This window comes from Pseudomonas sp. RA_35y_Pfl2_P32 (assembly GCF_963970735.1).
Classification (GTDB): domain Bacteria; phylum Pseudomonadota; class Gammaproteobacteria; order Pseudomonadales; family Pseudomonadaceae; genus Aquipseudomonas.
Genome location: NZ_CAXAQF010000016.1, coordinates 147,446 through 166,425 on the forward strand (window position 1 = coordinate 147,446; position 18,980 = coordinate 166,425).

The following is an 18,980-nucleotide window of genomic DNA, read 5'->3' on the forward strand; positions in this document are numbered from 1 at the left end:
AAAAAACAACCACAAGCTTGTAGGGCACGCCAACCAAGGCTTACAGCGAGTTGCACCCACGTTACCCACAGCCAGTTCCACAGCAAACGGGGACAAGTCAAACCTGTGGAAAAACAGCTATTTGCAGCGTCTTTATGTCGCGCTTTAACAGCTGCTGAATATTGTTGTCCACATTTTCCCATTCACTGCGCAAATGCAGGATCAGGCCCGCGTCACAGCCAAAAAAAACGCCCTGGGGCCGGGGCCGTCAGGGCGTTGGTTTGCCGCGTTCCGGACTAGTGACCGCCCAGGTAAGCGTTGCGCACCTCCTCGTTCACCAGCAACTCCTTGCCGGTACCGGTCAGGCGTATCTGTCCGTTGACCATCACGTAGGCCCGATCCGACAGGCGCAGTGCATGGTTGGCGTTCTGCTCGACCAGGAAGATGGTCATGCCGGTGCTTGCCAGTTCCCGCAGGGTGGCGAAAATCTGCTTCACCACGATCGGCGCCAGCCCCAGGCTCGGCTCATCGAGCAACAGCAGCTTGGGCCGGCTCATCAAGGCACGCGCGATGGCGAGCATCTGCTGCTCGCCGCCGGACATGGTCATGGCCCGCTGGGTCCGACGCTCCTTGAGCCGCGGGAACAGCTCGAACATCCGCTGCATGTCTTCGCTGGCGTACTTGTCGCCGATGGGGATGGTGCCCATCAACAGGTTTTCCTCGACGGTCATGTCGGGGAATACCCGCCGCCCTTCCGGCGACTGGGCAATGCCGTTGGAGGCGATGTAGTGGGACGACTTGTGGGTAATATCCACGCCCTGGTAGATGATCTGCCCGTCAGCCGCCCGGGGCTGGCCAAAGATCGACATCAGCAGGGTCGATTTACCAGCACCATTGGAGCCGATCAGGCTGACGGTTTCGCCTTCGTTGATGTGCAGCGAGACTTTTTTCAGGGCCTGGATCGGCCCGTAGAACACGTCCAGCTCCTTGAGTTCGAGAATCGGTTGGCTCATACCAGCTCCTCTTCATCGGCACCCAGGTAGGCGGCGATCACTTTCGGGTCGTTGCGAATGGCCTCGGGTCCGCCCTCGGCGATCACGTTGCCGTGGTCCAGCACCACGATGTGGTCGGAAATGCTCATTACCATGCCCATGTCGTGCTCAATCAGTACCACGGTCAGATCGTGCTCGTCGCGCAGCTGCCGGATCATCGCGCTCAGCGCTTCGGTCTCCTGGGGGTTGAGGCCGGCCGCCGGTTCGTCGAGGCAGATGATCTGCGGCCGCGTGCACATGGCCCGGGCGATCTCCAGGCGGCGCTGCTGGCCATAGGACAGTTCACCGGCCAGGCGGTTGGCGCAGTCCACCAGGTCGACCACTTCCAGCCAGTAGAACGCGCAGTCCAGCGCATCGCTTTCGGCCTTGCGGTAGCCCTTGGTGTTGAGGATGCCGGCCAGCAGGCTGCGGTTGACCCACATGTGCTGGGCCACCAGCAGGTTCTCCAGCACCGACATTTCCTTGAACAGGCGAATGTTCTGGAACGTGCGCGCCAGGCCGGCGCGGTTCACCAGGTGAGTGCCACCGAACATCTTGTAGTACAGCCGGCTGACGAAGTTTTTCGGCGAGACGAAGTCGCTGGCTTTGAAGGACTCGCCCAGCAACTGAATGACGTTGGTGTGCTCGCCACGGGTGTTGAGTTCTATCTTGCCGCCGGAGGCCTTGTAGAAGCCGGTCAGGCAGTTGAACACGGTGGTCTTGCCGGCCCCGTTGGGGCCGATCAGGGCGAAGATCGAGTTGCGATGGACCTTGAGGCTGACGTCACTAAGCGCCTTGATGCCACCGAAGTGCATCATCAGCTTCTCGACCGAGAGTACGACTTCGCTCATGGCGCTACTCCTCTACGCGGGGTCACACCGGTACGGCTGATCCGAATCAGGCCGCGCGGTCGCCAAATCATCATCAACACCATCAGGATGCCAAACAGCAGCACCCGGTACTCGGCGAAGCCGCGCAGCAGCTCCGGGGCCACGGTCAGGACGAAGGCGGCAATTACCACACCGATGGTCGAACCCATGCCGCCGAGCACCACGATCGCCAGGATCAGGGCCGACTCGAAGAAGGTGAACGAGGTCGGGTTGACGAAGCCCTGGTAGGTGGCAAAGAACACCCCGGCCAGGCCCGCAGTCGATGCGCCAATGGTGAACGCCGAGAGCTTGACCAGTACGTGGTTCAGGCCCATGGAGCGGCAGGCGATTTCGTCTTCACGCAGGGCTTCCCAGGCGCGGCCGACCGGCATCTTGACCAGGCGATGCTTGATGTACAGCACCGCCAGCACCACCAGGAACAGCACGGCATAGATGAAGTAGTACTTCACGTCCGGGTTGTAGGCGATCCCGAAGAACTCATGGAACGGTACCCCGCCCTCTTTGGCGCGCTTGCCGAACTCCAGGCCGAAGAAGGTCGGCAGCGGAGCCGCCATGCCATTCGGGCCACCGGTCAGGGACAGCCAGTTGTTGAGGACCAAACGAATGATTTCACCGAAACCCAACGTCACGATCGCCAGGTAGTCACCGTGAAGCCGCAACACCGGGAACCCGAGGATGCAACCGGCAAGGCCTGCAGCGATTGCCGCCAACGGCAGCACCGTCCAGAAACCCAGCCCCAGGTATTGATAACCCAGTGCCAGACCGTAGGCACCGATGGCGTAGAACGCCACGTAACCCAGGTCGAGCAGACCGGCCAGGCCGACCACGATATTCAGGCCCAGACCCAGCAGTACGTAGATCAGCCCGAGGATCACCACGCCCAGCAGGTAGGAGTTGGAGAAAAACGGGAAGACTACCGCGATGACGATCAACAGCGGGATGATCCAGCGCAACCGGGATTTGTAATCAGGCGCCAGCACATGAACCCCGGAGCCGGTGCTTTCAAAGCCTTCAAGAATCTTCAGGCCCCTGGGCGTTTGCAGGAACAGGCTCAGGGCAAACCGGCCGGCCATGACGATGGCAACAATCCAAGCCACCCGGGTCGTTTCCAGATTGAAGCCGTAGCCGTCGAGGACCACGCCGACAATCGGGCCGAACACAATCAGGGCAACAAGTCCGGCAAGAATCGCGTCAACCAGGCTTCTTTTGAGATCAATGGTTTTTTTAGTGGTTGAAGACATCGCTTACACCTTCGACACAAGAGGACGGCCGAGCAGGCCTTGAGGCCGAAAGACCAGAACGAGAACCAGCAGCGAGAAGCTGAAAACGTCTTTGTAGTCCGAGTTGACCAAACCTGAGAACAGCGACTCGGAGATCCCGAGGATGATCCCGCCGAGCATCGCGCCAGGCAGTGAGCCGATGCCACCGAGTACCGCAGCGGTGAACGCCTTGATACCGATGATGAAGCCGGCATAGAAGTCGAAGGTGCCGTAGTTCATGGTGATCAGCACACCGGCCAGGGCCGCCATCGCTGCACCGATGATAAACACGTAGGAAATCACCCGGTCAGTGTTGATCCCCAGGATCGAGGCCATCTTGCGGTCTTGCTGGGTGGCACGGCACATGCGGCCGAGCTTGGTGTACTTGATGACGTAGGTCAGCACCGCCATGCCGGCGAATGCGGCAATCAGAATAAACACCTTGGTGTAGGTCAGTTGCACGAAACCGCTGCCGATTTCGACGCGCCAGGCTCCCGTCAGCAAGGTCGGAACACCTTGTTGCTTGGCGCCCTGGGCGATCTGGGCATAGTTCTGCAAGATCAGCGAAATCCCGATGGCGCTGATCAGCGGTGCCAGACGGGTGGAGTTGCGCAGGGGCTTGTAGGCGACGCGCTCGATGACCCAGCCATACACCGCCGTGACCACAATGGTGAAGATCAAGGTGCCGAGCATCAGTAGCGGGAAGGATTCAATACCGAAGTATGCCAGCAGTGCCAGACTGATCGCCGCGAGGTAAGCGGAAATCATGTAAACCTCGCCGTGGGCGAAGTTGATCATGCCAATGATGCCATAGACCATTGTGTAGCCGATGGCGATCAGGCCATAGACCGACCCAAGGGTCAGGCCGTTGACCAGTTGCTGCAGGAAAATACCATCCATAACGCAATCTCACGCAGTGAGAACCTGCCCCCCTGTGGGGGTGCGGTTCTTCTAAGGAAAATACAGATTTACGTCGGAGCAATGTCAGCCACGATCAGACTGATTGACACCGTCCTCTGTGGGAGCTGGCTTGCCAGCGATAGCGGTAGCGCATTCAACGAAGATGTTGACTGTCCGTCCGCCATCGCGGGCAAGCCCGCTCCCACAGGGATTTATGGCGCTCTGCCGATCGCGTCAGCCCTTACTTCTGTTTTTCCAGCTGGTGGTATTTACCGTCCTTGTCCCACTGGTAGACCACGTAGTCGGAGACTTTCAGGTCGCCCTTGGCGTCCCAGGTCTTCTCGCCCATCACGGTCTTGACCGGGTTGGCCTTGAGCCATTTGGCCGCGTCTTCGCCCTTGTTCGACTTGGCGCCGTTGAAGCCTGCCGCCAGGGCCTGGACCGAAGCGTAGGCGTAGAGGGTGTAGCCTTCAGGCTCGGTGCCGGCCTTGCGGAAGGCATCTACCACGGCCTTGCTCTCTGGCAGCATGCGTGGGTCGGCGCCGAAGGTCATCAGCACGCCATCGACGAATTGCGGGCCGCCAGCGGTGGTTACCAGTTCGTCGGTGACGATGCCGTCATCGGACATGAACTTGACGTCTTTGAGACCTTGCTCACGCAGTTGACGGACCAGAGGGCCGGCTTCCGGGTGCAGACCACCGAAGTAGACAACGTCGGCACCGGCGCCACGGATTTTGGTGACGATGGTGCTGAAGTCTTTTTCGCCACGGGTCAGGCCTTCATACAGCACCGGCGTTACGCCGCGCTTGACCAGTTGGGCCTTGGTGGCATCCGCCAGGCCCTGGCCGTAGGTGTCCTTGTCGTGCAGCACCACGACTTTTTTGCCCTTGATCACATCGACGATGTAGTCGCCGGCCACGATGCCCTGCTGGTCATCACGCCCGCACATACGGAACATGGCGCTCAGGCCGCGTTCGGTGACCTGTGGGTTGGTGGAGCCCGGGGTGATTGCGATGATCCCGGCTTCGTCGTAGATCTCCGAGGCTGGAATGGTCGAGGAGGAGCAGAAGTGACCGACTACGCCGGCGACTTTCTGGTTGGTGAGGTCCTTGGCGACCGTCACTGCCTGTTTCGGCTCGCAGGCGTCGTCGCCCTTGACCAGCACGATCTTCTCGCCATTCACGCCGCCTGCAGCGTTCACCGCATCGGCCGCGGCCTGTGCACCCTTCATGTACTGCTCGCCAAATGCCGCGTTGGCGCCCGTCATTGGACCCGCTACGCCGATCTTGATGTCAGCCTGAGCAAACGCAGAAACACCCAACGCAGCAGCCACTGCGAGGGCCAGAAAGCCTTTCTTGTAAAACGTCTGGGACATGAGGTGGTGCTCCAAGGTTTTTTTAGTTGGCACTGCGACTTCACTGAATGCTCAGAGCAAGGGCCGTGCCATCGGTTTTTTATTCTTGAGCGAGTCGTTGCCTTATTGTTTTTTAAACAGTTTTGGGCCCATTTTCATTGGGCGTGCAACCGTCTAAACCGCAGAAGGTGAAACCATTATTTTTTAAGGGTAAAACCTCCGCGCGCCACCATTGCAACCGTCAGCAGAAACGACGTGCAACCAGCCTGTAACAGCCCGCGTCACCGAACTGCACACTGCTGGTGCAGGACTGCTACAACCCGCACCATTACAGGCTAGTCGTTACCGCCGAAAGTGCCGCGTCGAACGGCAAATTCCCTTGCTTAAATGACAATCCGCAGGCACTGGCCCGCGTGATAGAGGGAGAAACCGGTTTCGTACAGGCAACTGCGCAACCCCGCCCCCAGCAGAGGCTGCATGGGGGCGAAAGGAATCGGCAAGGCGCGCGGGTCGCCGTGGCACAGGTAGTCGGCGAAGGCTTTGCCGACCACGGTGCCGGTGGTCACCCCCCGTCCGTTGTAACCGGTGACAGCAACCAGGCCCGGCGCCGGCTCGAACAGGCGCATCAAATGGTCGGGGGTAAAGGCGATGCAGCCGGTCCAGGTGCATTCCCAGTCCACCGGTTTGAGGTAGGGGAAATAGTGTTGCTGCACCCGGTCCGCCCAGGCCTTGAGGAACCAGGAGGGTTTGCGATTGCCATTGCCCAGGCTGCCAAGCAACAGGCGACCGTCCTGGTCACGGCGAATACTGCTGAGGACCTGGCGGGTATCCCAGGAACCCTGGCCACCTGGCAGGATCTGCTGCGCGGCCTCTTCGGTCAGGGGCGCCGAAGCGACCTGGTAGTAGTAACCCGGGAAAAAGTTACGTCGCAGTTCGGTCCAGTCGCCCTCGGTGTAAGCGTTGGAGGCGATCACCACCTGTTCGGCGAGAACCGCCCCCTCGGCGGTATGCACGGCCCAGAGCTGGCCCTGGCGCTCCAGCCGGGTCACCGCTGAGTGGTCGAACAACTGGCCCCCCAGGTCGGCGGCGGCCTTGGCCAGGCCACTGGTGTAGGCCATGGGATTGAGTGTGCCGGCGCGGCGATCGAGCAACGCGGCGGCAATTTTCTTGGTCCCGGTGGCTTGTTCGCAGGCCGCTCCGGTCAACAACTCGACCGGGGCGCCGCGGCGTTTCCATTGTGCTTCGCGGCTGCGCAGATCGGTCTCGCCCGTGCGGTTGTGGGCCATGTGCAGCGTGCCCTCGCGGCGCAACTGGCAGTCGATGCGGTACTTGTCGATCAGGCTGAACACCAGCGCGGGAGCCGCGCCGAGCATGCGATTGAGCTGGCTGCCGACGACTTCGCCAAAGCCCTCTTCAATCTCGTCGGGGGGAATCCACAGGCCGGCGTTCACCAGCCCGACGTTGCGCCCCGAACCGCCCTGGCCACAGCGTTGAGCCTCAAGCACACAGACGGTCTTGCCCTGTTCCAGCAAATGCACGGCCGCCGACAAGCCGGTGAAGCCGGCGCCGATCACGCAGACATCGGCCCTCACCTCGCCCTTGAGCGCCGCCCGGTCAGGCCGTTGTGGCGTCAGTTTTTCCCATAAGCATTCTTCGCGTAACGGCATTGCAAGACCCCGATCAAAAACCGAACCCACACAATTCAATGTGGGAGCGAGCAGGCTCGCTCCCACTGGGGACTACCGCTGGACTGAAGCTTCAATCAAACGTGATGCCCTGGGCCAACGGCAGTTCCAGCGAATAGTTGACGGTGTTGGTCTGGCGCCGCATGTAACCGCGCCAGGCATCGGAGCCCGACTCGCGACCACCGCCGGTTTCTTTCTCACCGCCAAACGCACCGCCGATTTCCGCACCGCTCGGGCCGATGTTGACGTTGGCGATCCCGCAGTCGCTGCCCACTGCCGACATGAACTGCTCGGCTTCACGCACGTCCGTGGTGAAGATGCACGACGACAGGCCTTGGGGTACAGCGTTGTTCAGGCGCAGCGCTTCGGCGAAGTCGTTATAGCCCACCACGTACAGGATCGGTGCGAAGGTTTCGCTGCACACCACGTCGCTTTGCTCGGGCATTTCGACGATGGCTGGCGACACGTAGTAGGCATTCGGGAACTGCGCCTCGAGCTGGCGTTTACCGCCGAACACCCGGCCGCCTTCACTCAAGGCCTGCTCCAGGGCGTCCTGCATGTTGTCGAAACTGTGCTTGTCGATCAGCGGACCGACCAGATTGCCTTCCAGCGGATGGCCAATGCGCACCTTGGAATAGGCGGCCTTGAGACGGGTGACGATCTCTTCCTTGACCGATTCGTGGGCAATCAGCCGGCGCAAGGTGGTGCAGCGCTGGCCGGCAGTGCCGACGGCACTGAACAGGATGGCCCGGACCGCCATGTCCAGGTCGGCGCTTGGGCCGAGGATCATCGCGTTGTTGCCACCGAGTTCGAGAATGCTGCGGGCGAAACGGGCGGCGATCTTCGGCGCCACTTCGCGGCCCATGCGGGTACTGCCGGTGGCGCTGATCAAGGCCACGCGCGGGTCGTCCACCAGTGCTTCACCGGCATCACGGCCACCGATGATCACTTGACTCAGGTAGGGCGGTGCATCGTTGAAGTGCTTTAGGACCCGCTCGAACAGCGCCTGGCAGGCCAGTGCGGTGAGCGGAGTTTTCTCCGACGGTTTCCAGATCACCGGGTTGCCACACACCAGCGCCAGCGTGGTGTTCCAGGCCCAGACCGCGACCGGGAAGTTGAACGCACTGATCACCCCGACCACACCCAGCGGATGCCAGGTTTCACGCATGTGGTGGCCCGGGCGCTCGGAGGCGATGGTCAAGCCGTAGAGCTGGCGGGACAAACCGACGGCGAAGTCGCAGATGTCGATCATTTCCTGCACTTCACCCAGGCCTTCCTGAGTGATCTTGCCGGCTTCCCAGGACACCAGCTCGCCCAGGTCAGCCTTGTATTCGCGCAGCACTTCACCGAACTGGCGCACCAGCTCACCACGGCGCGGTGCGGGCACCTTGCGCCACAACTCGAACGCATGCTCGGCACGACTGACCTGCTGCTCGACTTCGGCGGCACCTTCCCAGTTCACCGAGGCAATCTGGCTGCCGTCGACAGGTGAATGCACAGGCTGTTTGCCGTTCTGGTACAGGGCCGGGTTTACCCCCAAACGATCAAGCAATGCGGCAACCATGGGTCACTCCTCAAGCAAAAAACGGAAAGTTCGCAGCCGCGACAAGACGACTGATCAGGCCTGTAGTTGTAGCGCTACGCAGACGAGCCAACAAACGACGATTAGGCGAGATATCATTCCGTTTATTCATGCAAAGCGTTGCAACAAGAATCAAGGGACTACCCATGCTGAATAAACGCTACTTGCCATCGATCACTGCCCTGCAGTGCTTTGAGGCGGTCACCCGGCACCTGAGCTTCACCCGCGCGGCTGAAGAGTTGAACCTGACTCAAAGCGCTGTGAGCAAACAGGTGGCGCAACTGGAAGAGCTGCTGCAGCACTTGCTGTTTCGCCGGGTCCGGCGGCGCCTGCAAATGACCCCCGCCGGGGATCTGTACCTGGTTGAAGTGCGAAAAATCCTCACCCAAGTCGAGATGTCGACCCATTACCTGCGCTCCTACGGTGGCGAGACGGAAGTCTTGCGGGTGTCCACCCCGCCCACTTTTGGTGCCCGCTGGCTGGTGCCACGCCTCAAGGGGTGGCGCCTGCGCCATCCACAGATTCACCTGGACCTGTGCAGCGAACAGGACGCCGACGACCTGCTGCAGGGCCGCGCCGACCTGGCGTTCTACTTCGGCCAGGGCTCCCGGCCGGGTACCGAGTGCCTGAAACTGTTCGGCGAAGAGCTGGTCCCCGTGTGTGCGCCCGGCAGCCTGCCGCTCCCCCCCTTCACGGACCCGACCCAACTCACCGACCTGGTGCTGCTGCAAAATGCCTCACGCCCCCAGGCCTGGCACGACTGGTTCGACAGCCAGGGTTACCAGACCGAACACAGTTACCACGGGCCGCGCTTCGAGACGTTTTACATGTGCATCCGCGCCGCGCAAGTCGGCTGTGGCGTGGCCCTGTTGCCGCGCTTCCTCGTGGAAGAAGAACTGGCCGACGGCAAGCTGGTCATTCCCTGGCAGCATGCAATGCCCAGCAGTGATGCCTATTACCTGGCCTACCCCGAGCACTCGGCGGAAGTGCCCAAGGTTCGGGATTTTGTGAAGTGGATGCTGGAGCAGATTGATACGCCGGCCGCCAGCTGAGTGGGTCATCCAAAAAATCACTGGCAATCACCACTGCCGATATGCGCCACTACGCCCATTCCATGAAACTGCGTTAATGGCTGCGGCCAGCCTGGAGATCCCCGTTATGAGCGAGAGTGTGTTTGCCGATCGCATCGTGCAGAACCTGCTCGACACCGACTTCTACAAGCTGACCATGATGCAGGCGGTGCTGCACAACTACCCCAACGTGGAAGTCGAATGGGAGTTTCGCTGCCGCAACAGCGAGGACCTGCGTCCTTATTTGGCGGAAATCCGCTTTCAGATCGAGCGCCTGGCCGAGTTGAGCCTGAGTGCCGACCAGTTGGGTTTCCTGGAGCGCATCAGTTTCATGAAGCCGGACTTCCTGCGGTTTCTCGGGCTGTTCCGCTTCAATTTGCGCTACATCCACACCGGCATCGAACAGGGCGAGTTGTTCATCCGCCTGCGCGGGCCATGGCTGCATGTGATTCTGTTCGAGGTGCCGTTGCTGGCGATTGTCAGCGAAGTGCGCAATCGCTATCGCTACCGCGAAGTGGTGCTCGAGCAAGCCCGCGAGCAGTTGTATCGCAAGTTCGACTGGCTGAGTGCCAACGCCAGCAGCGAGGAATTGTCCGAGTTGCAGGTCGCGGATTTCGGCACCCGTCGCCGGTTCTCCTACCGCGTCCAGGAAGAAGTGGTCAACGTGCTCAAGCACGACTTTCCGGGACGTTTCGTCGGCACCAGCAACGTGCACCTGTCCCGGGAAATCGACATGAAACCGCTGGGCACCATGGCCCACGAGTGGATCATGGCCCACCAGCAACTCGGCCCAAGGTTGATCGACAGCCAGATCGCCGCCCTCGATTGCTGGGTCCGTGAGTACCGAGGCCTGCTCGGCATTGCCCTGACCGACTGCATCACCACCGATGCCTTCCTCAACGATTTCGACCTGTACTTCGCCAAGCTGTTCGACGGCCTGCGCCACGACTCCGGGGACCCGATCCTCTGGGCGGAAAAAGCCATCGCCCATTATCACAAGCTCGGCATCGAGCCGATGAGCAAGACCCTGGTGTTCTCTGACAGCCTGACCCTGCCCCGGTCGCTGGAGATCTTCCGGGCGTTGCGCGGACGGATCAATGTCAGCTTTGGTATCGGCACCAACCTGACCTGTGACATTCCCGGTGTCGAACCCATGAGCATCGTGCTTAAAATGGCCGCCTGCAACGGCCAGCCCGTCGCCAAGATTTCCGACGAGCCTGGCAAGACCCACTGCAAAGACCCGAATTTCGTCGCTTATTTGCGACATGTGTTTCAAGTACCTGCCGCCCTATCTGGCAATTCAAGCAAGGAGTGAATTCATGCAAGCCGTACAGCGTGAGATTGCTGAACAGCTCAAGGTCCAACCGCCCTTCGCCGACCAGGCTGCCCTGGAAGCGGAAATCGCGCGACGGATCGGCTTCATCCAGGACCGCCTGGTCAATTCCGGGCTCAAGAGCCTGGTGCTGGGCATCAGTGGCGGTGTCGACTCGCTGACCGCAGGCCTGCTGGCCCAGCGCGCCATGCGTGAACTGCGCGAGCGCAGCGGTGATATGGGCTACACATTCATCGCCGTGCGCCTGCCGTACGAAACCCAGTTCGATGAACACGAAGCCCAGGCGTCGGTGGACTTCATCGCGCCGGATGAGCGCCACACGGTCAATATCGGCCCGGCAGTCAAGGCGCTGGCCGCAGAGGTCGCGGCCTTTGAAGGCAAACACCCGGTGTCGGTGGATTTCGTGCTGGGCAATACCAAGGCGCGCATGCGCATGGTTGCCCAGTACACCATCGCCGGTGCCGCCCACGGCCTGGTGATTGGCACTGACCACGCCGCCGAAGCGGTGATTTCTACCCCCCTGCATTAAACTGCACAACCCCCTCTGTACCCCACGCCCCACCCACTTCCCCTTACCTTAACTCCCCATCCATAATGCACATCGCTGGTTCCTCAACTGATTGAATTGGAAACCGAAGGTGGTGCGCTGATGAAGATGGTTGCAGTCAAGGGAGAGCTCCTAGACCTAAGAAATTCTGTCCTGGCCCAAGGCGAGTACCGAGAGCAGTTCCTGTCCCAACCTGAAGCTCAACAACTCGAAGTGAAGGTCACCGGGTGTGTGTTGATAGGGAGTGGAGAGCAACTCCAACCCCTGACCTCGGATTATCTCTGCCGCAACTACAGGAACAACTTGCTGGCTGACGCCACCACCAAGTCCTACGCGTACCGCATCGGTTACCTTCTGGATAAGCCGACCGTCCAGATGACGATCCTGATGGTTTTTTTGATAGCGTTTGATATCAAATTCCGAGGCTAGATTGTCTCGATACAGCTCATCAATAACCTCGCCTGCAATTAGAAGCTGCAGGGCCGCTTGCCTGACGCGTGACTCGCCATCGATCTCGCGGATCTTCTGCACGAAAGCCCGGTCGGCAATCTCATCAAGGACAATCGTCTGCTTCAGCGCCTCAGCATCCACCTCAGGGAAGACGCTCGAATGCCTCATGTAGCGCTTGGTCAGCTCAACAGTCTTGGCGGTGAACTCCTCACAGGTGATTTCCCAGCCAGTATCAAGGTAACGGGTGCTGCCAATGAAGCCCAGGATGTCATCGATGTAGGACTGACGCTTCGACTCTCGTATTGCCCTCAGCTGATCAACCTCGTAGGCATCGAGCCTCTCTTTGAGCGAAGGCGAGCCGGTGATGAACACAGCCCTCCCCAACACCTCCAGCAAATCAGCCCTCAGCTCTGGATCCATCACGGATCGCAAGAGCTCCAAGGTCTCAGAAGGCTCTTTTGCCTTGGAAGCGGCAAACCGCTGCTCGGCACCGTCGTAGATCGCAGTGAGCAAGGCGAGCTTCACGGCAGCGTCACAGCTGTTCCAGCCAGTAATCGTCGACTTTGGCGAGTACTCCTGATTCGTCACCAATATCAGGCTTTCGTACGCCGTATGGTCAAACGCTTTGTTGAGCCAGTTATTTAGGGTGTTCCAGATGTTCTGGTGTCCGTCCCTCAACGTATCGGCGTAGAGCTTGACCTCCACCTGAGCCACGTCTTCCAGGGTCACATCACCGAAAACCTCGACCCACAAGCGCTTCCCCTTCTTCAGCTTGTGGCAGTACTCAAGTGCAACCACAAGTTGATACGTCAGTGCTTCGAAAAGCTTCGTAGCATCAAACGGTAATTTATCTGGCAATTTATCCATAAAAATTCCCCGACCGCCTTCAAAAGGAGCACGAGTAGATCCGTTGGCTGTAATGATGGCAGGATGACCAGCGTTTCTCACTGCACCAAGCGGTGAACAACGACTGTACAAATAAACAGTTAAGAACTACATTCACCTGACATCAACTGTATATAGATACAGTTATGTTTATTGAATCCGCTCGATAGTAGCATTTCAAACTCAATGATCGCAAAGGGCTATCAAGCGGTTGAGTTTGGCCATTTCCTTTGATCTATCAGTGGGCTATCCATGGGATAGCGGAAGAGTATTCAGGAAGTATTTTTAGAGTCTCTCGTGTATTCCTATGGGCTAGATAAGAGCACAAGCTCAAATGCGTAGCGCTGGCCGATGCGTGCGGCTAGAAGAGCAGCCGGCGTTCATCAGGCTTACTATGGGATTACTCACAATCAACCCGAGAGATATCCGAAAAATCTGTAAGCACATCACAATTGATGCAGTGGTACATGCAGGAGGCATCTTGGTAATGCATACCGCAAAAGCATCCACAAAACGGGCAGCACTCTTGTATCTCTAAATCACCCCAAGCCCAGACGCCCATGTATTCCGGCAAAGCGTCTCGCCCGTATCCCATGATTTCGAATGCATCAGCATTCTTCGCAATAAAACCATCTTCGCCTTCGTCCATCAGGATGGGCAAGACGTCAGCAGGTTCGATCTGGAACCATTCTCCCATCTGCCGCTGTCGCGCGAAATGGATGTGGAGTTTCCGTTCAAGAGCTGCATCATTCTCTGAGTGAATCCAACCCATGACCTCCAAGGGAAAGGGGCTGCCGGTCTGCAGTTGACCCCGCCGGCGCGTGATATCGCTAGCGCGCCCAATCTTGATGTGGATGCAATTGTTGGCCTGCACCTGACCAATGAAATAGACCGACATGACGCTTTTCTCTATTGAGGTGAGTCGGGGCAAAGGGTGTCAGGAAACCGTTGGCCCGTTCTAGTGAATCTAAGGGTTTATCTTGTGGGTGGCATCAAGCTTACGGTGCATCAGCGATACCATCGTGAGGATGTCCAGAGCGTCTTGCTCGGACATAGGCCAATCTATCTTTGTCGCATGCGCCAAAGGATTGCGTACGGCGCCGAACAGTCCGATTAGAAGATTTGCAAATCCCTTCTGCTCACTTTTCTCAGACTCGGTGGTCAGGAGCCCCAAGGCAAGTATTGGGTTTTGTCCGAGGAAAGCCTTGGTCACCAGATCGGCACCATCACCATTCAAGCCCGACAAGTTTCGGATTCGTGCCGCAATCCCCTTTGTAGCCTCAAATACAGCGTGGAAGTAATTTTCGCTCAACAGTTCTGCGCGACAATATTTCAAAACCTCCTCATGTACAGCTCGGATTTCTAGCGCTGCTTTGAGCCGGCCAACACGGGCGCGAGCCACATCCAAGGTGGTTGCCTTGTCCGCACGCCCGACCTTTCCATCTTCGCGCACGTAGAAGCCCGAGAAGGCCAGGACAACGTTGAGCTCATCCCTCCGCCAAGCGAAGGCCTCACGATCTCGGGCGTAACTCACAGGATTCATTGCACTGTTGATGAAAAGGATGAGATGGTTCCCAACCTGATGCTGGTTCTGCATTTGTGCCAACGCGTTGAATAGGCGTTTCCATTTGGTGTTGTTGGGGTCGGCGTCTGGAACGCGAATGTCTTGGAGAAGATGCCCAATTTGAGTGCCGCTCAAGCCACGCTCAGTATCTGCAAGAACACGGCATGCTGCTTCTAGATGCTGCGAACTAAAGGGTGTGATGCGGGTACTCAAAGCCAATCTCCACTGGTAAACACTAGAGTGCCGCATGAGCAGCTAGGAAAAAGAACCCTTGAACAACGTGCCGACCGAGATGGCGCACGGCCCGTACACAACAGGGCGTCAGGAAAAGCCGATGCGCTGTAGTACTAGCACACATTATCGGATCTGAGGTTCTCCTCCAGATGCTCAAATCTAGACGTGCCCGGAATTGGGAACATGATCGGCGAGTAGTCCAGAAGCCATTTCAAAGCGTCGTTTGCCGATGCAGGTGCTTGTTGTACCTGACTGGTTGCAAAATACTTTCCGGCACTCAACGGCGTGTAGGGAACGAACGCTATCTTATTGTGCTCACACCAGCGGATCACATCTTCGGATTGGTGATCCAGGATGCTAAATTGATTCTGAACAGCGGCGATTGGGGTGATCGCCATTGCCTGCGCGAGCTGAGGAATGTCGACTTTCGACAAGCCCAGAGATTTGATCTTCCCTTCTTGACGCATCCTTTCAAGCTCTCCGACCTGGTCAGCAAGAGGGATATTCGGATCGACCCGGTGCAGGTAGTACAGGTCTATCGCTTCAACGTTGAGGTGCCTGAGGCTCATCTCAACGCACTGGCGCAAATACGCCGGAAAACCGCATGGCGCCCACTTGCCTGGGCCTTGGCGGGTAAAGCCACCTTTGGTCGCAATGATCAGTTCGTCGGCATAGGGGTACAACGCTTTTCGAATTATCCCTTCGGCTACATTAGGCCCATAAGCGTCGGCGGTGTCGATGTGTTGAACCCCCAACTCCACAGCCTTTCTCAGAAGATGAACGGCTTCAGCTTCTGAAGCCGGAGGGCCCCAAATGCCAGGCCCCGTGAGCCTCATTGTCCCAAATCCGAGGCGCCTCACCTGCTTTCCTGCCAAAAGTCCTGTTCGGGGCTTGGTCATAAGCGCTCCAACTTTTGAAGAATTTCGGCGTGTAAGCCATCGAGAAGAGCATCTCGCACGTCAGGAACAAGAACTTGATGCGGGATCGCGAAGTGGTTCAAAAGCTGGTGCAAGTGTATGTCCACGGACTGCCTGAAAACCAAATTGGTATCGCGTCCTGGGCCGAGAGCAATCGAGGTATCAAGTCTGGTCGCAACGATCATCGTGTAGCTAGGAAGCTCACTGGCGATCAGTGCATTGATTGCGTCGACCTCATGCATCGGAGCAGGCGCGCTTCGATACTCGACGGCGGCATTCCAATACGCCACAGCATCCATGATCGGTCGATCAACCAGTATTACATCAGCATTTTCAGCGCCTGCTCTTTGTGCCTCGAGTGTGCGGTCAATAAACCACATCGTGGAGTCATAGGTATGGTGAGTGAGCAGCGGGATACCTTGCTGTACAGCCAGCTTCCCGAAGGAGGGGATGGTCGCAACGCAGATGCCTTTGCACTCAAGTGATACTTTGAGCTCGTCACAGAAGGTGGACTTACCTGTGGAATGGGTTCCGGTGACACCTAACAGTACATGCTTCACCATAAGCTTCCTTGCTCCGGGGGAGGCGTTTGCTCGTCAGGTTGCGTTTTGAGCTGCGCGATTTTGCAGACGTCCTGCCAAGTTGTTGCAGATGATTTTCCGATGAGATGATCAAGCAATAAGGCCGTTGCGTAAGCATCATCAGCGGCACGGTGAAGCTGGTCGGCGGCCTTATCGCGCAGCCCTGTGTCAATGAGCAATGACTCAAGTCGATGGCTCTTGGCATTAGGGTAAACGTGACGAGCGAGTTTCAACGTGTCGATGACACCAACTGGCGACCATTCGGGCAAGTGACGTTTCATCACCCCATAGTCGACCGACGCATTGTGTGCGACGAACCACCTGTTCTGAAGATGCTGTTCGACGTCGTCCATGATCTCAGCCCAGGATGGGCAATTTTCCAGCTCTGCGTTCTTAATGCCATGGATGCGCTGAGCCTGCCAAGTAATCCGGTTAGCAGGCTTGATCAACCAAGACTGGGGCTCGTGGTTTTCCACGGGTGGAAAAGGGGCGATCCCCACTTCGACCAAGTCCGGCGGCGTATGCCCATTGCCTTCAACGTCCACAATGATGATCGGGTCAGATGGCCACGCGAAGTCTGTTTTCAACATCAGAGATTCCTTGTTGCCTCGGCGCGGCCATGGCGCGCGTAGTGATGGGGTTTGTCAGCGTCATGTACCTGATAGCCTAAAGAGTGCTGCAGATAGTAACGACGCTGTTCATCAAGACCGCGAATTATAATTGCACGGTCGTTCACCTGCGGATCTCCCACAGCACCCAGCTCGTGGCACATTCGATTCAGAACCTGTTGATCCGGTTTCTTCCATGCTGCTTTGCAGATGGCGAATTGGGAGGTCGGGCAGGTTTCGCACAGTTCGGTGATACCGAAGTGTCCGTTGTAATCGGGCTGCTGATGCGCAAAGGCGACTCCACAAGAGGTTTTGTGGAAGATCGGTGTCACCTGATTCTGTTCCCCATACAACCTGAGCAGCCTCTGCTCATCCTCCAGCGGCAGGAGCTTTCGCCTAGCCGTCATTTTGTATGGCTCAGGGATTCCTTGGCTCTGATAAAACTCGGCTATCTCCTTGCGATAGAACAGCCCGCTGAATACGGTCGCATGGGCATGATTGGCAAGCGCTGCGGCCCTTGTAATGTGCTCTGGTGAGTCGTTTAGCCCTGGAACGATTGGACGCCAATACAGCACCACTTTGTACTGCCTGGCGTGGCGGAACAACATCTTCAGGCTGTTGGCAGCGATCGAAGACTTGATGGGTTCGATCTTCGGATCATCAATTCCTGAGTAGGTAACCAGCACTGTCAGCTTGAGGTTTCGGAGCGTATTGAAGCGCTCGCAATCGTCCTGCGATACACGCCATCGAGTGATCACTAGCACATTGTTGGTTAGCCCGGCCTCATCGAGCATACGCAAGAGATTGTGTGTATGAGTCTTGACCTCGGGGAGCATCGGGTCGGTGGCCCGGTTGAACAGCTGAATAGGTGTGATGTGAGGCTGGAAATACCGGTGAGTGATAAATCGCTGGAAGGCGTCCTCATCGCTCATCAGTGCCTGCGGCGTGCGCTGATCGAAATTTCCATAGAGGTGACGAACGCAGTAGCTGCAATCGAGTGGACAGCCAACGATGTGATTCAAGCTGAGTCCGCTTTTGCGGTACCCGACAGGATCTACCAGATTCGGGTTGGCGTTTTGTAACTGCGTCGAGTCGATGATTCTGACTTGGGATCTCACTGCGATTCTCCTTGCTTGCCGCCGGATCATCAGATGGAGTGAGCGCCCGTTGAGGGTGCCTACCCGCCCATCCTGGTAGGTAATGGTAATGGTAATGGCCAAATGATAGCTTGATTTCTGGATTAGCTGGTAAATCAGCGCTCTATGGCTGAGCCAATAAGTTTGCTGTCCACATTCCTCATCGCTCCAGGGCCATCAGGACGGATCCCAAAATTATTTCCGCGGCGCACATCCAACGAGGGGCGCCCGAAAAAAGACACCGCTTCAAAACAACGGCAATAAGTAGCTGACAATCAGGCGGTTTTCGTCTTGGTTACGCTGACCTGGAATGCCATTGCGCCACATTGCGTTTTTTCCAAGTGAAACCCAGGTTTTTCAGCGCGCCTTGCTGAATAACGTACTTCATACCGCTGCTTGGCTATGGGCAGTGACGACGCGAGCGCAGAACACTTTGAACACAACCTCCCCTCTCACCGCCCGCGAGGTCTGCCAGGTGCTGACGGACGTGGCGCTCGGCAAACGCATCATGATTCGGAATTCCATCCAGTCATGGAATGAGATCTACCACGGACTCATGCCCGTGGAGATTGATGGCTGGCGACTCACGCTTTTCAATGACTGTGACACCCTGGACTACTGCGAGTACTGCAGGTCGCCTGATGGCCGAGTCGGGACACTCGAACTCTGGCAGCGTGACGGAGCCGATCCTGTCGAACTACTGAGTTCATGGGAGTGTGAACAGTTCGAACGATTGCTCGCTGGACTCTGAGCCTCAATGAAAAAAGGCCAGGTAAGGGTCTGGCCATTTCAGCCATCTCTATAGCTGCTTCCGAGACTGTAGCCATGGCATCATTTTCGTCACAGTCTGAATCGCCCCGGGTTTCGTAGACACCTCCATGCCTTAAAATGAGGCCAATCAGGAGGTGCCATGAGCAACCCGCGTTATCCCGAAGAATTCAAAATCCAAGCAGTCAATCAAGTGACCGAAAAGAA

Annotated in this window: 17 protein-coding genes and 2 pseudogenes; 4 read left to right on the plus strand and 15 right to left on the minus strand. The window is 57.8% G+C overall.

Annotated elements, in window-relative coordinates; genetic code table 11:
• Nucleotides 1-275: 275 nt before the first annotated feature.
• The 7 genes from AACY45_RS17620 to amaB form a co-directional block, all read right to left on the minus strand.
• Entirely contained in the window at nt 276-992 is a 717-nt protein-coding gene (locus AACY45_RS17620) for an ABC transporter ATP-binding protein (RefSeq protein WP_166589857.1), read from the minus strand.
• On the minus strand, nt 989-1,861 hold the full coding sequence (locus AACY45_RS17625) for an ABC transporter ATP-binding protein (protein WP_339546640.1): 873 nt from the start codon (nt 1,859-1,861) through the stop codon (nt 989-991). Before AACY45_RS17625 ends, AACY45_RS17620 begins: the two co-directional genes overlap by 4 nt.
• Nucleotides 1,858-3,141 carry a high-affinity branched-chain amino acid ABC transporter permease LivM gene (gene livM, locus AACY45_RS17630; protein WP_339546641.1) on the minus strand — a complete coding sequence of 428 codons (1,284 nt, stop codon included), beginning with the start codon at nt 3,139-3,141 and terminating at the stop codon, nt 1,858-1,860. Before livM ends, AACY45_RS17625 begins: the two co-directional genes overlap by 4 nt.
• Nucleotides 3,142-3,144: 3 nt before the next feature.
• Nucleotides 3,145-4,059 carry an ABC transporter permease subunit gene (locus AACY45_RS17635; RefSeq protein WP_339546642.1) on the minus strand — a complete coding sequence of 305 codons (915 nt, stop codon included), beginning with the start codon at nt 4,057-4,059 and terminating at the stop codon, nt 3,145-3,147.
• 241 nt (nt 4,060-4,300) lie between these two features.
• Complete coding sequence (locus AACY45_RS17640; protein WP_339546643.1) at nt 4,301-5,434, minus strand: ABC transporter substrate-binding protein; 1,134 nt, start codon at nt 5,432-5,434, stop codon at nt 4,301-4,303.
• A gap of 362 nt (nt 5,435-5,796) precedes the next feature.
• Nucleotides 5,797-7,080, minus strand: a complete 1,284-nt coding sequence (amaA, locus tag AACY45_RS17645; RefSeq protein WP_339546644.1) for an L-pipecolate oxidase — start codon at nt 7,078-7,080, stop codon at nt 5,797-5,799.
• Nucleotides 7,081-7,171: 91 nt separating this feature from the next.
• Nucleotides 7,172-8,662 carry an L-piperidine-6-carboxylate dehydrogenase gene (amaB, locus tag AACY45_RS17650; protein ID WP_339546645.1) on the minus strand — a complete coding sequence of 497 codons (1,491 nt, stop codon included), beginning with the start codon at nt 8,660-8,662 and terminating at the stop codon, nt 7,172-7,174.
• 164 nt (nt 8,663-8,826) lie between these two features.
• Between amaB and AACY45_RS17655 the strand changes: the two genes are divergently transcribed.
• The 3 genes and pseudogenes from AACY45_RS17655 to nadE all read left to right on the plus strand — a co-directional run.
• Nucleotides 8,827-9,732, plus strand: coding sequence for a LysR family transcriptional regulator (locus tag AACY45_RS17655; RefSeq protein WP_339546646.1), 906 nt, complete (start codon nt 8,827-8,829; stop codon nt 9,730-9,732).
• Nucleotides 9,733-9,838: 106 nt separating this feature from the next.
• Complete coding sequence (gene pncB / locus AACY45_RS17660; protein WP_339546647.1) at nt 9,839-11,065, plus strand: nicotinate phosphoribosyltransferase; 1,227 nt, start codon at nt 9,839-9,841, stop codon at nt 11,063-11,065.
• 4 nt (nt 11,066-11,069) lie between these two features.
• Nucleotides 11,070-11,594: pseudogene (gene nadE, locus AACY45_RS17665) on the plus strand (NAD(+) synthase); the annotation flags it as partial.
• Between the two features lie 174 nt (nt 11,595-11,768).
• Here nadE and AACY45_RS17670 read toward each other — a convergent pair.
• The 8 genes and pseudogenes from AACY45_RS17670 to AACY45_RS17705 all read right to left on the minus strand — a co-directional run.
• The gene (locus AACY45_RS17670) at nt 11,769-12,947 is read right to left on the minus strand and encodes a hypothetical protein (RefSeq protein ID WP_339546648.1); all 1,179 of its coding nucleotides are present in this window, start codon (nt 12,945-12,947) and stop codon (nt 11,769-11,771) included.
• A gap of 418 nt (nt 12,948-13,365) precedes the next feature.
• Nucleotides 13,366-13,863 carry a GIY-YIG nuclease family protein gene (locus AACY45_RS17675; RefSeq protein ID WP_150763598.1) on the minus strand — a complete coding sequence of 166 codons (498 nt, stop codon included), beginning with the start codon at nt 13,861-13,863 and terminating at the stop codon, nt 13,366-13,368.
• Between the two features lie 69 nt (nt 13,864-13,932).
• The gene (locus AACY45_RS17680; RefSeq protein ID WP_339546649.1) at nt 13,933-14,742 is read right to left on the minus strand and encodes a TIGR02391 family protein; all 810 of its coding nucleotides are present in this window, start codon (nt 14,740-14,742) and stop codon (nt 13,933-13,935) included.
• Between the two features lie 134 nt (nt 14,743-14,876).
• A complete protein-coding gene (locus AACY45_RS17685) occupies nt 14,877-15,662 on the minus strand; it encodes an aldo/keto reductase (protein WP_339546650.1) in 786 nt (261 codons plus the stop codon).
• Nucleotides 15,659-16,240: an AAA family ATPase gene (locus AACY45_RS17690; RefSeq protein WP_339546651.1), complete on the minus strand. Its 582-nt coding sequence runs from the start codon at nt 16,238-16,240 to the stop codon at nt 15,659-15,661. The genes AACY45_RS17685 and AACY45_RS17690 overlap by 4 nt, the downstream gene beginning before the upstream one ends.
• The gene (locus tag AACY45_RS17695; RefSeq protein ID WP_339546652.1) at nt 16,237-16,851 is read right to left on the minus strand and encodes a 3'-5' exonuclease; all 615 of its coding nucleotides are present in this window, start codon (nt 16,849-16,851) and stop codon (nt 16,237-16,239) included. The genes AACY45_RS17690 and AACY45_RS17695 overlap by 4 nt, the downstream gene beginning before the upstream one ends.
• On the minus strand, nt 16,851-17,987 hold the full coding sequence (locus AACY45_RS17700) for a radical SAM protein (RefSeq protein ID WP_339546653.1): 1,137 nt from the start codon (nt 17,985-17,987) through the stop codon (nt 16,851-16,853). Before AACY45_RS17700 ends, AACY45_RS17695 begins: the two co-directional genes overlap by 1 nt.
• Before the next feature lie 264 nt (nt 17,988-18,251).
• Nucleotides 18,252-18,387 (minus strand): annotated as a pseudogene (locus AACY45_RS17705) (OprD family outer membrane porin); the annotation flags it as partial.
• A gap of 51 nt (nt 18,388-18,438) precedes the next feature.
• On the opposite strand from AACY45_RS17705, the gene AACY45_RS17710 reads away from it, so the two are divergent.
• On the plus strand, nt 18,439-18,756 hold the full coding sequence (locus AACY45_RS17710; RefSeq protein ID WP_339546654.1) for a DUF7693 family protein: 318 nt from the start codon (nt 18,439-18,441) through the stop codon (nt 18,754-18,756).
• The last annotated feature ends 224 nt before the right edge of the window (nt 18,757-18,980 follow it).

Bases quoted from the DNA above. Each gene is read 5' to 3' on its own strand.
- AACY45_RS17685 (WP_339546650.1), bottom strand. From the start codon at position 15,662: ATGACCAAGCCCCGAACAGGACTTTTGGCAGGAAAGCAGGTGAGGCGC.
- livM (WP_339546641.1), bottom strand. From the start codon at position 3,141: ATGTCTTCAACCACTAAAAAAACCATTGATCTCAAAAGAAGCCTGGTT.
- AACY45_RS17625 (WP_339546640.1), bottom strand. From the start codon at position 1,861: ATGAGCGAAGTCGTACTCTCGGTCGAGAAGCTGATGATGCACTTCGGT.
- AACY45_RS17670 (WP_339546648.1), bottom strand. From the start codon at position 12,947: ATGGATAAATTGCCAGATAAATTACCGTTTGATGCTACGAAGCTTTTC.
- AACY45_RS17635 (WP_339546642.1), bottom strand. From the start codon at position 4,059: ATGGATGGTATTTTCCTGCAGCAACTGGTCAACGGCCTGACCCTTGGG.
- AACY45_RS17675 (WP_150763598.1), bottom strand. From the start codon at position 13,863: ATGTCGGTCTATTTCATTGGTCAGGTGCAGGCCAACAATTGCATCCAC.
- amaA (WP_339546644.1), bottom strand. From the start codon at position 7,080: ATGCCGTTACGCGAAGAATGCTTATGGGAAAAACTGACGCCACAACGG.
- AACY45_RS17695 (WP_339546652.1), bottom strand. From the start codon at position 16,851: ATGTTGAAAACAGACTTCGCGTGGCCATCTGACCCGATCATCATTGTG.
- AACY45_RS17620 (WP_166589857.1), bottom strand. From the start codon at position 992: ATGAGCCAACCGATTCTCGAACTCAAGGAGCTGGACGTGTTCTACGGG.
- AACY45_RS17655 (WP_339546646.1), top strand. From the start codon at position 8,827: ATGCTGAATAAACGCTACTTGCCATCGATCACTGCCCTGCAGTGCTTT.
- amaB (WP_339546645.1), bottom strand. From the start codon at position 8,662: ATGGTTGCCGCATTGCTTGATCGTTTGGGGGTAAACCCGGCCCTGTAC.
- pncB (WP_339546647.1), top strand. From the start codon at position 9,839: ATGAGCGAGAGTGTGTTTGCCGATCGCATCGTGCAGAACCTGCTCGAC.
- AACY45_RS17640 (WP_339546643.1), bottom strand. From the start codon at position 5,434: ATGTCCCAGACGTTTTACAAGAAAGGCTTTCTGGCCCTCGCAGTGGCT.